General features: G+C 29.8%; 11 protein-coding genes. 6 read left to right on the top strand and 5 right to left on the bottom strand.

The window, feature by feature from the left end; translation table 11 throughout:
- Nucleotides 1–53: 53 nt before the first annotated feature.
- The 4 genes from G9F72_RS09480 (at nucleotide 54) to G9F72_RS09495 (ending at nucleotide 3,814) form a co-directional block, all read left to right on the top strand.
- On the top strand, nucleotides 54–437 hold the full coding sequence (locus tag G9F72_RS09480; RefSeq protein ID WP_164956187.1) for a winged helix-turn-helix transcriptional regulator: 384 nt from the start codon (nucleotides 54–56) through the stop codon (nucleotides 435–437).
- 183 nt (nucleotides 438–620) lie between these two features.
- Nucleotides 621–1,193: a hypothetical protein gene (locus G9F72_RS09485; RefSeq protein ID WP_164956188.1), complete on the top strand. Its 573-nt coding sequence runs from the start codon at nucleotides 621–623 to the stop codon at nucleotides 1,191–1,193.
- A 235-nt stretch (nucleotides 1,194–1,428) separates the two neighbouring features.
- Complete coding sequence (locus tag G9F72_RS09490) at nucleotides 1,429–2,616, top strand: O-antigen ligase family protein (RefSeq protein WP_224676051.1); 1,188 nt, start codon at nucleotides 1,429–1,431, stop codon at nucleotides 2,614–2,616.
- Nucleotides 2,617–2,707: 91 nt separating this feature from the next.
- Entirely contained in the window at nucleotides 2,708–3,814 is a 1,107-nt protein-coding gene (locus tag G9F72_RS09495) for a DEAD/DEAH box helicase (protein WP_164956190.1), read from the top strand.
- A gap of 137 nt (nucleotides 3,815–3,951) precedes the next feature.
- On the opposite strand, the gene G9F72_RS09500 is transcribed toward G9F72_RS09495, so the two are convergent.
- From G9F72_RS09500 to G9F72_RS09510, 3 genes are all read right to left on the bottom strand, one after another.
- Nucleotides 3,952–4,143, bottom strand: coding sequence for a hypothetical protein (locus G9F72_RS09500; protein ID WP_164956191.1), 192 nt, complete (start codon nucleotides 4,141–4,143; stop codon nucleotides 3,952–3,954).
- A gap of 245 nt (nucleotides 4,144–4,388) precedes the next feature.
- Nucleotides 4,389–5,645, bottom strand: coding sequence for a hemolysin family protein (locus G9F72_RS09505; RefSeq protein ID WP_164956192.1), 1,257 nt, complete (start codon nucleotides 5,643–5,645; stop codon nucleotides 4,389–4,391).
- Nucleotides 5,646–6,318: 673 nt separating this feature from the next.
- Nucleotides 6,319–7,704 carry a rhodanese-like domain-containing protein gene (locus G9F72_RS09510; protein ID WP_164956193.1) on the bottom strand — a complete coding sequence of 462 codons (1,386 nt, stop codon included), beginning with the start codon at nucleotides 7,702–7,704 and terminating at the stop codon, nucleotides 6,319–6,321.
- Nucleotides 7,705–7,988: 284 nt separating this feature from the next.
- Between G9F72_RS09510 and G9F72_RS09515 the strand changes: the two genes are divergently transcribed.
- Entirely contained in the window at nucleotides 7,989–11,384 is a 3,396-nt protein-coding gene (locus G9F72_RS09515; protein ID WP_164956194.1) for an ATP-binding protein, read from the top strand.
- 96 nt (nucleotides 11,385–11,480) lie between these two features.
- Here the strand turns inward: G9F72_RS09515 and G9F72_RS09520 are convergent, their stop codons facing one another.
- Nucleotides 11,481–12,101, bottom strand: coding sequence for a redoxin domain-containing protein (locus tag G9F72_RS09520; protein WP_164956195.1), 621 nt, complete (start codon nucleotides 12,099–12,101; stop codon nucleotides 11,481–11,483).
- An 85-nt stretch (nucleotides 12,102–12,186) separates the two neighbouring features.
- Complete coding sequence (locus G9F72_RS09525; RefSeq protein WP_164956196.1) at nucleotides 12,187–12,891, bottom strand: cytochrome c biogenesis CcdA family protein; 705 nt, start codon at nucleotides 12,889–12,891, stop codon at nucleotides 12,187–12,189.
- Between the two features lie 375 nt (nucleotides 12,892–13,266).
- Here G9F72_RS09525 and G9F72_RS09530 point away from each other — a divergent pair, with 375 nt between their 5' ends.
- Entirely contained in the window at nucleotides 13,267–14,190 is a 924-nt protein-coding gene (locus G9F72_RS09530) for a DUF2156 domain-containing protein (protein ID WP_164956197.1), read from the top strand.
- Nucleotides 14,191–14,199 lie beyond the last annotated feature (9 nt).

Here is a 14,199-nt window from a genome sequence, read left to right on the forward strand (position 1 = left end):
ATTGATAGAAGGTATCCTAAAGGATAGTGTATAAATTTATAGGGGGAATTTGAATGTCTGAAAATAAAGCGCAGAAAGCAAGTTATGAGATTGAATTTACACTAGCATTAATTGGTGGTAAGTGGAAGGCTATTATTTTATGGTATTTAATAATGGATGGAACAAAACGATTTGGTGAAATAAATGCACTTGTTGCTGGAATTACACATAAAATATTAACTACTCAATTAAGAGAATTAGAGAACCATGGGCTGATAAGTAGGAAGGTATATGCGCAAGTGCCACCTAAGGTAGAATATTCTATAACAGAAAGAGGTTTAACATTGATGCCTGTTTTGCAAGTAATGTGCAAATGGGGCAGAGAAAATAATGCTATACAATATGAAATGGATAGTTCCATATGTAGAAAAAAAGAATTGTATGGAAAAGAAAAATAAAAATCAATGTATTTATATAGGATATATAGTGCTGAATTAGGATTTAATATTTTTGTTCATTTTGAACTTACATATAACGACATAATATTCATATTTTATCTTGTTATATTTTTATCACATATGATATACTGAATTTGTTGAATAATATGACATATTTAAAAAAATATCAATGGAGGTATTCATATGAAAATTAAAGCAATAATTTTATCACTAGCGGTAGGTGCTACTTTATTAACAGGATGTGGCGCTAAGAAAGCAGCAGTACCAGCACCAACACCTGCAAAAACAGAAGCAGTAACACCAGCAAAAACAGATGTAGTAACAACTGCTTCAGTAGTAAATACTCAAGCGGCTTTTGAAAATGGAATAAGCAGTAAGGGTACATGGATTGTTGCAATTATAAAGGATTTAGCTATTGACAAGGATATTGTAGTTGATGGGGAGTTTAAAAATGGCAAAAAAGATACTAGTGGTAAAGAACTTCTACAACGTAAGATAGCTCTATACACACAAGATGCAGACCGTAAAGTAACTGCTAGATTTACTTTGACTGCGCCAAAATTAACTTTTAATAGTCCTATGGGCAGTATAGAACATGGAACTTTCAAAGGTGACCTTTATGTTTCAGGGAGTAACTTCCAATTAAAAGATGCTACAGTAGAAGGAAATGTTTATTTTATTACTGCTGAAGCTAAATCTACATTTAAAATGGATGCTACAAGTAAAGTTACTGGAGTTCAAGAATTAAAAAAATAAATTATACTGTGTACTTTTAAAAGTATATAAACTATAATAAAATCAGCTAATCCATTGGAACACTAATGGTTTAGTTGATTTTTTTATTTTTATATTGATTTAATTTATCAATTTTAAGGAGATAATATAATACATAGAAATTCATATTTTATGCATAGATAATATGCTCACTCAATTGCAAATTTTTTGACAGTGAAAACAATGTGTTAACACTTGATTTTTTTTATTGATATTTTTGGTTAATTTACTTATTATTATTATTATTAAAGCAACATTAGTTAAAGGTGGGGTTATTATAAGCATTTTAGTTTTATTAACAGTCATTTCTCCTTATACTGTGATTATACCAGTAATATACATGACATATAAGGTGTTATTTGGGAAATTAATCATATACAAAAATCAATGGAATATAGGACTTTTTATAATTTTTATGTGGTCATTGATAGTAGGGGCTATAAATTATAGTCTTATGTCAATTGTGGCGTCTTTTGCTCTATTTATATATTTATGCATTAGTATTTTTCTGCAAAACTATTGCGAAAATGAAAATAAGGTAGAAAAGATATATAGGCATTTAGTGTATTTTTCAGTTTTTTCAGCAATTTTTGGGATTATTGAAAAAATTATATCTATATATTTCCATTATAATATTTGGGAAAAATTTCTTGAGATTACATCTCAGCCAGTAGTTAATGATAGAATATACAGTACCTTTGGAAATCCAAATGTAGCTGGCAATTGGTTTGCAATAATGATTGTTGTAGGTGTTTATTTTTGTAGTGTTACATCTAAAACTACAAAATTATTCTATCAAATATCAACACTTTTGTTTGTTATTGCGTTGTGTTTAACAGGGTCACGGGGAGCTTTCATGGGTTTGTTATTTGGACTTTTTATTTTTTATCTTCTAAAAGCTAATAAAAAAGATATGTGGCTGGTTATAACAATATTTATATTTACAGCTATACTTACTTTTGCACCATCAGATATTTTAAAATATGTAACTGCTCATGATCTTGAAAGCTCATTTAGTAGTCGTTATGGAATATGGAATGGATGTTTAAAAATGATAAAAGCGAAGCCTTTTATAGGTTGGGGAATTACGGGAATTAATGACCATGGAGCAAGTTTTATGAAAGGTTATTATTATGCAACCTTATACCATGGGCATAATATCTGGATTACTATTATGACCACACTTGGGGCTGTTGGAATATTAATATATGGTTATATGAAAATTAATTTATTTAGAAATTTAAAAACACTTTATTCGCAAAATTGTAAATTAATCCCAATGCTAGCAGGTATTCAAGCTGTAATAATTGGGCACGGATTGGTGGATTTTACAATGATTGCACCGCAGACTGGGTTATTATTTATTGGTTGCTGCGCTATAATAAGTGCGCTTGCAAATAAATAACAATTATTATGCCACTTGCCACGTGGGTGGCACCAATGATATAGTATAAAAAGATAACAAAAATATGTTTAATATAGAAAGGTAAATAAGAATGATAAAATTTAAAAAACTAGGGCTTAGTGATGATATTCTAAGCGGTCTAAAAATTCAAGGAATAAGTGATCCAACGGAAATACAAGAGCAAAGTATTAAATTAATAAAGGATGGCATGGATGTTATAGCGGAGGCACAAACAGGTACTGGTAAGACCCTTGCGTTTCTACTGCCAATGTTTGATAATATGTCGGCTGATATAAGTACAATTCAAGGATTAATAGTGACTCCTACAAGAGAACTTGCAATACAGATAACCAGTGAGGCTAAGAAACTTGCAGAAGGTAAAAACTTAAATATTTTGGCGGCCTATGGTGGTAAGGATATAGGTGTGCAGCTAAAAAAACTAAAGGGAAATATTCACCTAGTCATTGCAACGCCAGGTAGATTACTAGACCATCTAAGACGAGGTACCATACAACTTGATAAGCTAAAGACATTAGTGTTGGACGAGGCAGATCAAATGCTCCTTATGGGATTTAAAAACGATATTGAAGATATTATAGAAAAAACACCTAAAAGCAGACAGACATTATGTTTTTCAGCAACTATGGGTTCAGATGTAAAAAAGATGGCATATAAGTATATGAATGATCCTATAGAAATAATTATTAAAAAAGAAGAAACAACTCTTAAAAATATAAAGCAATTCTTAATAGAAACTACAGATAGAAAAAAACAAGAAGATTTATGTAAGGTTTTAGATGAAGATAATCCATTTATGGCTATCATTTTTTGTAGAACTAAAAGAAGAGTGGATGATCTAGAGATGGCTCTTTATAAAAAAGGTTATAACTGTAAAAAGCTACATTCAGATATAACTCAAGCAAAAAGGGAAAAAATAATGAAAGAATTTAAAAAATGTGATATACAGTATTTGATTGCTACGGATGTAGCAGCTAGAGGGCTTGATATTAATGGAGTTAGTCATGTTTATAACTATGATATACCTGAAACTGCTGAAGGCTATATACATCGTATAGGAAGAACTGGAAGAGCTGGAGAAGAAGGATATACATATTTATTTGCAGCTCCCAAGGATAAATTTATTTTAGATGCAATAGAAAAGAAAATAAAAGGTCAAATTCCTAGAAAGATTTTGTAGTGGATTTTTTATCGCATAATAGATAATTCATTATTTAGAATAATTGAAATGAGAAAACACTTAAAGTTGGTTAATAGCCAACTTTAAGTGTTTTTAAAAAGCTATTTATTTTTCTGTGATTTTATTAATAAAAAAGGTTAAACAAATTTCTTAGCACTCTTCCAATGCTTTGAAGCTAAATCATACTTTTGGAAATCTGGTATATCTCCCTTGGTTTCAACCAGTGCTTTAGCTACTTTTTTTAAATCACGTCGTGTTTCACAGTTAAAAGAATTTGATTCTTCTATTGATTGCATTACATCTTCCACCATTCCTTGGAACTTATTCATTATAAAGCCTCCTTCAATTATTATTTTTTAACCAAGTAGTAATTTAATAAATTCTTATTGCGATAATTCTAAATGTTCTATTCTTAATTGCTTCATTGCACATATAGTTTTAACTAATTAAAACCCTAATATACTTATTAATCATCCTCAAAAAATAGGTTAATCTATTTTTAAAGATGCTTATATTTTCTAATAAAAAAGTACACAACACCTAAAAATAATATATGTTGTGTACTTTTCTTATATTAAGTTATAATTTTTAGTTTTACTATTCGATTTTTACTGGTGTTTTGTATAATAAATTTTGTATCGTTATAAATTATTGTTTCGCCTGTCTTTGGAAGTCGTCCGTGTATTCCTGTAACGAAGCCACCTATGGTATCAAAATCCTCTGATTCTATATTGAGACCTATCATTTCATTAACCATGTTTATTCTCGTGTTACCAGCAACAATAAATTCATCTTCTTTAACAACTTCAATTTGATCTGGATCATCATCATATTCATCGTCTATATCTCCAACTATTTCTTCTACTAAATCTTCAATTGTTACAAGTCCAGCAGTACCACCATATTCATCTAATAAAATAGCTATAGGCACTCTTTTTAAACGCATATCAGCAAATAAATCCACAGTGCTTTTAAACTCGTAGGTAAAGTAAGGCACACGCATATGTTTCTCTATAGTAAATTCTTCTATTTCATTTTCAAAGAAAATTAAATCTTTAAGATATAAAACACCAATAATATTATCAATATTCTCTTGGTATATAGGAACTCTAGAAAATTGTTCTTGTTTGAAGATCTTTATGAGTTCTTCATAAGTTGAGTTTACATTTGCTACAATCATATCAGTTCTTGGAGTCATAACATCTTTTGCCTGTGAATCTCCAAATTCAAATACATTATAGATCATTTGCTTCTCTTCGCCTTCTAAAACCCCTTCTTCATGGCTTACACTAACCATAGTTTTCAACTCTTCTTCAGTAATAAATGGTCTCTGCTTACCTATTTCTCCACCCATTAATTTTATAATGGAATTTGTAATATAAATTAATACTGTAATAAGTGGATTTAAAATGAAGGTAATTAGATTTATTGGCCGAGCAACTTTTAAAGCTACTTTCTCTGAGTTTTGTGCGGCTAATGACTTTGGCGTTATTTCTCCGAAAATCAATACAAAAATTGTCATTACAGCGGTTGCAATACCTACTGCAGAGTCACCTAAAGAGGGTCCTAAATATTTAATTGCCAAGGAAGTTGCTAGTGCAGAAGCACCGATATTGGCCACAGTATTTCCTACCAATATGCCACCTAATAGTTTACTTGGATTTTTAAGTAATTTATTAATTAGTGCAGCGCCTTTAATTTCTGATTCTACCATATGCCTTAATCTGATTTTACTTAAAGTCATTAGGGCAGTTTCAGAAGAAGAGAAAAAAGCTGAAAATCCTAATAAAATCACTAAAGATATAATTTGCCACGTACCATCGGGGTCCATAATATGTTCACACTCCTTAAGATATAACCTAAAAAAATTATATCATAAAATGAGAGATATTCAAATAAAATTATCATTAATATTTCAAAGTATTGTATTTTTTTGTATACAAATACAATTATTCAAACTCCGGTACTACTTACAAAAGTCCTTTGTTAATTTATTATATAGTGCAATTAAGAATATTTTTAAATACTGTAGGATTATAATTATAAAAAAAGCTATTAAAAAAAAGTGGTAAGATAGTAGTGTTTGAAATTTAGAATAAAATACATACAATAGGCAAATTAAATTGGAAACAAAAAGATAAATTATGGGTTTGATAAGCGAACTATTCATTTTTTTAGTATAACTATATATTAAAAAAATAATACAAAAAATAATTCCCAAAAATAAGAGGCTTTTATATGTATATGTGAAGCTTGAAGTAAAAATTTCTTTTGAGAACACAGCTTTTTTAAAAACCAAATATCGCATTAATCCCATTTTTCTGTCCGAGAAATATTGTAGGAGTAGTGGTGGAATGAGTATTAGTAACTGTAAGAGTGTAATTATTCTTTTTAGTATTGTAATATTATAAGTTTTCATATGATTCACCTTCTTAATTATATTGTTTTTTCAGTTAAATATAACACAAAAGGGCAATATTTTAATATGCCCTTTTGTGTTTTTATTATTTAGCTTTTGGTTCACCTTTTTCTACAGGGTTTTTAGGGTTTGCACTCCATTCATACCATCCATTACTGTATAATGAAATATTTTTAAGTCCCATTACATCAGCATAGGTTAGAACTTCGGCGGCCCTCCAACCAGAACCACAGAAGAAGGAAAGTCTTTGATCTGGAGTAATTCCTTGCTCTTTCCACATAGCTAATATTTCGTCTTTATTACGCATGGTGTTGTCTATATTTCTATAATCCTGCAGATGATTTGGGTCGCTACCAGCATGACCCCAAGTAGAGCCTGCGGGTCTTCCCATGAATTTTAAATCACTGTAGCCAGATATCTTGCCAGTATACTCATCCCAGCTTCTTACATCTACAAGTTTACTATTAGCTTTATCCGCTAATATTTCTTTTGCTTTGTTTATGTCTACTATATATCCCTTATTTACTGGTATTATGGCACCAAAGGAACTTACCGGTTTTTTTGGATTAGAAATTGTTTCCGTTTCATAACCAGCATTTCTAAAAGCAGCAGTTCCGCCATTTAAAACCCTAACATCCTTAACTCCAATGTACTTTGCTATGGCAGCAATTCTAAAAGAGGCCATTGGATCAGGTCCGTATAGAACAACTGTTGTATCTGCAGTTAATCCGTTTTTTTCTGCAAATGTTTTAAGAGCCGCATCAGAGTTAATGCTCCAAAGTGGAGCTGATTCTATTTCATCTGTATTTATATGCACTGCACCTTTAACATGACCTTTTTTGTAATCTTCATCTTTAGATTCTTCGCCCCAGGCAACTTCGAAAATTTTATATTTATCATTAGTGTAAGTTTCTGGTTTTTTACCATTAACTAAGTCATTTACAAAGGAAGGTGGAACTAACATTTGATAGTTTGCATAATTTTCCATTGGAAGACTAGCATCAGCAGCCCACTGTTTAACATCATATGTATAAATATTTACTATTCCTTTTTGCTTTAAATATGTTGCAACGGCCTGTGCATCTTTTCCATTTGCATCGCACAATACAACACTTTTATCCGCTGAAATGTTCTTTATTCTTAGTGCTTTTTCTAAAATTTTATCCTTTTCTTTATCTTCTGCCTTTAACCAGGTAGCAGAAAAATCCGTCGCACCTTTAATGTGTCCACCACGCAGGACCCCATCTAGTCTCCAACCATTAAATGCGTCATTTGCTCTTGTATCCACTACTATCCAGCCCTTGTTAAGTAGTTTCTCTTTTAAATCTTTAGTGCTTATAGCTTTAATCACTGATGCATTAGTATCCGTTGTGGCTTTTTTTACCTCTTTATTACTTGAACACCCAATAAAAGACATTGCAGTAGTAACAGTAATAAGGGTAGCTAACGTAAGTTTTGTAAATTTTTTCATAATAATCCCTCCCAAACAGAAAAATTTTAACATATAACCAGAAAAGATGCTAATTTATTTTTCTGATAAGTAACCTATTAACTATTTCAATTTCCTATAGCTATCATATATTATTCGCTGAAGTCCATAATTAATGCAATTAAGTGTAGTATTTTGTTGGTAATTATCAATTACAGGGAAATTATAGGATGAATAGTATATGAAATGTTATTTTATGTGTTATTATATATGTGAATATATAGTTGTAAGCACACAATAAGTACAATTAAAAAAGGAGCTAATTTATGGCGAAAATTAAGTCGCATAAAATTAAAATATTTATTTTACTATCAATAACTCTAATTACTATTATTACAATAATTAAAGGAAGTAGTGAAATTAGCCATACAAAAAAGAATGTACCCGTGGCAGAGAAAGGGGTACTAGACCTAAGAAATTGGGATTTTAAGGCGGATGGTATGATAAAACTTAATGGAGGATGGGAATTTTATGATAATAAATTGCTTTTACCTGAGGACTTCAAAAGCGATATAAAACAAGACGTTAAGTATGAAAATTTACCAGGTATTTTTGGTGAGCGAGGATATTGTACATATAGATTAAAGCTACTTATGAAGAATGAAGAGGAGCTTTATTCAGTAAAGATAGATTTTATTCAAAATGCATATGAACTTTGGGCTAACAATAAATTAATAACCTCTGTTGGAAAAGTGGGCAAAGCTAAAAATGAAATGGTTCCAAAATTAAATCCAGCTATAGGATCCTTTTATGTGGAAAAGGGAGAAACTTATTTAGTCCTTAGAGTTAGTAATTTTTATAATAAATATGGATACATAGATACACTAATATTGGGGAAATCAGAAGAAATTACAGCTATGAGGGAGAAAAAGATAGCCCTTAGTGTATTTATTTTTGGATGTAGTATTATGGCTGCTATATATAGTATTGGAGTATTTATTAATAGAAGAAAAGATAAGGCACAATTATATTTTGCAATGATTTGTGTAATTATTGCTATTAGAACATTATTTATTGGGGAAGGATTTTTAATTTCACTATTACCAAATCTTAATTATATCTTTTCTACAAAAATAAAAATATGGACATTTTATGCTTATATTCCTTTTATTATTTTATGCATAGATAAGTCTTATGAGAAAATAATGTCACCTAAATTAGTAAAAACATCCAATTATTTAGCTTTACTATATACTTTAATTGTAATTTTTATTCCCATGGAATACTATTTATACTATATAGCCCCTTTTGAAGCATTTGCACTATTATCTATCTTTTATATGATGTACAAAATCTCTATAATATACATAGATCGGGGACAATCGGACTATATAGTTGTGGTAGGATTATTTGCACTATTTATTACAAGGATTAACGATATTTTGTATGAATACAGTATTGTATTTACTGATTCATTTGCGTCCCTTGGCATATTGATATTTATTATTGTCAATTACTATGTTTTAGCAAAGCGCCAAGCGGATGAACTTTCAAGTGTTGAGAATACAAGTGCTAAACTTAAATCTCTAAACGACTTAAAAGATGATTTTCTTGCTGTAACTTCACATGAATTAAAAACTCCATTGAATGGAATTATTGGATTAACTGAAGGTATAGTGACCAATAAGGGAGTCAATTTAGATGGTGAGCTTAGAGAGGATCTATTTTTGGTGAACTCTAGTGCTAAAAGATTATCTAACTTGGTCAATGATATGATGACATTTTCTAAGCTTAAAAATAATGAAATTGTATTACACAGGAAGCCAGTTAATATAAGTAATGTGGTAGAGATGGTAATAAAATTTAATCGAATATCTATAAATAGTAAAAATGTTATTTTTACTAATACAATTGACAAAAATGCACCTTATGTATTTGGGGATGAAGACAGAATACAGCAAATCCTATATAATTTACTGGGCAATGCTATAAAATTCACACATACAGGAAAGATAACATTATCCTATAAATTATTGAATTCTTTTATTGAGATTTCTGTAACAGACACAGGAATAGGAATTCCACAGCATAAGCTTAATAAGATTTTTAATAGATATGAGCAAGTGGATGGAATTTCAGAAAAGTATGGTGGCACTGGAGTAGGACTTTATGTAACTAAAGAACTTATCCAAATACAAGGTGGAACTATAGTGGTTTCTTCAATTATAGGAAAAGGAAGTAAATTTATGTTTACTATTCCTTTATGCACAGAAGAAGACCTAAGGAATAATCCTCAGGAAAGCCAACCAAATATAAACAAAGGAGAAATACAAGCTGAATATTTAAAGCACTTAGAGTTAAAACCTAATCTTGTAAGTATATCATTGGAGCATGGTAAGAAAATTATTGATGAAAATATAAAATCAACAAGCAGTGATAAATATAGAATTTTGATAGTTGATGATGAGTATGTTAACCGTAAGGTATTAAAAAATTATCTGTCAAATGACACCTTTGAAGTATTAGAAGCATCATCCGGCACTGAAGCATTGAGGATAGTAGAAGAGAATGCGGATTTAGATTTAGTAATTCTTGATATGATGATGCCGGATATTTTAGGTTATAAAGTATGTGAGATTATTAGGGAAAAACAATCTATATTTGAACTTCCTGTGTTAATTATGACTGCAGATAGTAGCCTAGAGCACTTAGTTATATCCTTTGAATGTGGTGCAAATGATTATTTAAGGAAACCATTTAATATTCATGAGTTATTATGTAGAATAAACACACTGATAACCTTAAAGCATTCCGTTAAACAAGCATTATCCTTAGTACATGAGCTTGGAATAGCTAAAAACCAAGTTAAGGAACTTAGTATGCAAAGCGCCGAAACTAGTAAACGGGTTGAAGAGCTTATGGCATATGATAAAGTTAAAACTGAATTTTTTGCTAATTTATCACATGAACTTAGAACTCCTCTAAATGTAATTTGTAGTACGATACAACTAATAAAATCCCTTGACGGATCAAAGGAACTAGGTGAAGAAAAAATAAAATATTATATCAATATCATGAATCAAAATTCCCTTAGGTTACTTAGACTTATAAACAATATAATAGATACAACTAAAATAGAGGCAGATTACATAAGCCTTCAATTGAAAAATGGAGACATAGTCTATGTTGTAGAGGAAATATCGCAATCTGTAGCTGAGTATATAAAAAATCATGGCATAACCCTTATATTTGATACTGATATAGAAGAAAAGACCATTGCGTTTGATGAAGAAAAAATAGAAAGAATTATGTTGAATTTATTATCTAATGCAGTTAAATTTACAAAGGAAAATGGAAGCATTCTAGTTAATATACATGATAAAGGTGATTTTATTCAAATATCTATAAAGGATACAGGTATAGGAATTCCAAAAGATAAGTTAGATTTTATTTTTCAACGGTTTGCCCAAATTGACAAATCCACATCAAGACAGAATGAAGGCAGTGGAATAGGGCTGGCTTTAGTAAAGTCTCTTGTAGAGATGCATGATGGTGAAATTCATGCAAATAGTGTAGAGGGAGAGGGAAGTGAATTTATTATAACACTACCAGTTAGAATTGTAGATACGACGAAAGAAGAAAATAATCTTAAAAATAAAGAGGTATTTGAAACAAATTATGACGAAAATTTATCCATAGAGTTCTCTGATATTTATAAATGAGACTATTGAGTTTAAAACCATAAGAGAAGAAATGAACCCTTCTTGAAAATTATTTAAAATTTTCAAGAAGGGTTCATTTCTTTTGTGAAGATAAGTTTATAGTTTACTAATATTAATTTTCATTTGTTCCAGTGTCATGCCACCTTTTATAGTGGAGACAATATTTCCTTCCTTATTTATAAAGAAAGAAGTTGGAATTGCTACAATATTATATTTTGTTGCTATACTTTGATCTGAATCTAATAGAACAGTAAAATTATATTTATTGTTATCTATAAAAGATTTTGCTGTGGTTTTGGCATCACCAATATTTACAGCCAGAATAACTAAATCAGAATCCTTTGTTTGTCCGTATAATTTTTCAATATCAGGCATTTCGGCTTTGCAAGGCGGACACCAACTTGCCCAAAAGTTCAGAAATACCTTTTTTCCTTTAAAATCACTAAGGGAAACCTCCTTGCCATTTAAATCTGTCAGTTTAAAATTTAGTGCGGCAATCTTATCAGCATCTGTGCTTTTCATAGTGGAAGAGGGATTGGCAGAAGCAGAATCCTTTACAGTGCTGGTACTCGTATTTGCACCTGTACTATTGGTTTTAGAATTTTCTTTGATAGCTATGTCTGAATCCTTGGATTTGTTTTTATTGTAATCAACTACAGAATAAATACTTATTCCAAATACTAAAATTACTACAAGTGGTAAAATTATTTTCTTCATTATTAATCCTCCAATCAGTTAAATGTAATCTAAAAGGGATATATTAAAGACTTTAGAACTTAAAACAATGTATCTTGAAATGTTCCTAAAAATTAAAGAAATCTAAATAGCGACTTAAAACATTCACATTATTTGTGAAAATTAAAATACCCATTATGAGTAATAGCACTCCACTTATAGTGGATATTACAGGTAGATATTTAAAAATAGCAGCTTTGTGCTTTGTAAAACTACCTATAGCAAGTGCAGTTAATATAAAAGGAACAGCAAGACCTAATGAATATACGCAGAGCAGAAGGATACCTTTTACTATGGTTTCAGAACTGCTAGCATACATAAGGATAGAAGATAAAATAGGTCCTATGCAGGGAGTCCAACCAGCTGCAAAGGCCATGCCCATAAGTATAGAACCGAATTTGCCACTAGCTTTATTAAAAGAGAAAAATCTTTTTTCTCTATAAAGTAGTTTAATCTTTAGGAGTCCCATGGTGTGAAGACCGAATACTATCATTAAAGAACCGCTGATTTTTCTAAAAATGGTCTGATTTGAAATGAAAAGTTTGCCAAGGGTTGTTATAGAAGCTCCCATTAAAATAAAAATAATAGAAAAACCAATAACAAAGCCAATAGATTTATATAATACATTCAATTTAGCTTTTTTATCATCTAATTCATTAATAGCCGTTCCAGTTATGTAACTTATATATGCTGGTACTAGCGGTAAAACGCAGGGAGATAAAAAAGAAAGTAATCCTGCTGAAAAAGCTAATATAAGTGAAATATTGTCCAACTATGTGTCACCTCCTAGGATGTTAATATGTTATATAAAATCAAGTAAAATATTACATGTTTTTAATATAACAGTATGATATCATATTAATATGATATATCAAAGTATTATACTATATCGTATTATTAAATTATATAAATAACAAGATACAATATTATATCATATTATAATTTTGTAGTATACTGCATTTATAATTAAAAATTTGGCTAATATAATTACAGAAAAAAATCCTACTATATTATCATTATAGGTATACATTTAGTAACTATAGTTCATATAAGTATCTACTTGCAAAAAATGAACAAACGGTATAAAATTATAGATGGACGTAAAATATGATGATATTTATGGTATATCCTAAGGGGAAAGGTTGATATGATGATTTTTAAAAGACTTACAATAGAAGACAAAGCTACATTGGAGAAATTTATATATCCATATAAATTTCTAAGTTGTGAATATTCTTTTACAACTTTATATATATGGAGAGAGGCTTGTGATATTTGTTTTACTATTCATAAAGGGGCACTAATAATAAAGAAACAGGATTTTGCAGGAAGATACTATTTTATGCAGCCGCTAGGGTATAGTACTGAAAATCTTAAAGATATAATCGATGCACTAATGGACTATAAGACGAAAAACAATATGCACTACTTATTCAAAGATCTTGATGAAGGTTTTATGGAAGAAATTAGCAACATATATGATGATGTTCAGGACATTTGTATAAAAGAAGATCGAGATAATTTTGATTATTTATATGAAGCTGAAAAACTCATACAGCTTTCTGGTAAAAAGCTTCATGGTAAAAAGAATCATTATAATTCTTTTATAAAGAGTTACAAATATGAAGTTAAAGACATTAAAGAGGAACAAGTGATAAGTGATGTAATATTAGCTGCAGAAAAATGGTATGAAGGCAATGAAGAAGATGATGATAAGCTTTATTACGAATTACAGGGAATAAAAGATGTTCTGCAAAATTTGAAAATAATAGATATTCAGGGTATTGCTGTTTACGTAGATGAAAAAATAGTTGCATTTAGTTTAGGAGAAAAACTAAATGATAATTTAGCAGTAATTCATATAGAAAAAGCAGATATGGATTATAGTGGTGTGTACAGCTTTATTAACAAAACTTTTGTAGACAGATGTTTTAGTGACGTTAAGATAATTAATAGGGAACAAGACCTAGGAATTGCAGGTCTACGAAAGTCCAAACTATCTTATCACCCTTTCAAATTAGAAAAAAAATATATTTTTAGTTTTTCTAAATGTTTAGTTAGTGATGTTTAATAAAATAGA

The organism is Clostridium estertheticum (genome assembly GCF_011065935.2).
Taxonomy (GTDB): Bacteria; Bacillota; Clostridia; order Clostridiales; family Clostridiaceae; genus Clostridium_AD; species Clostridium_AD estertheticum_A.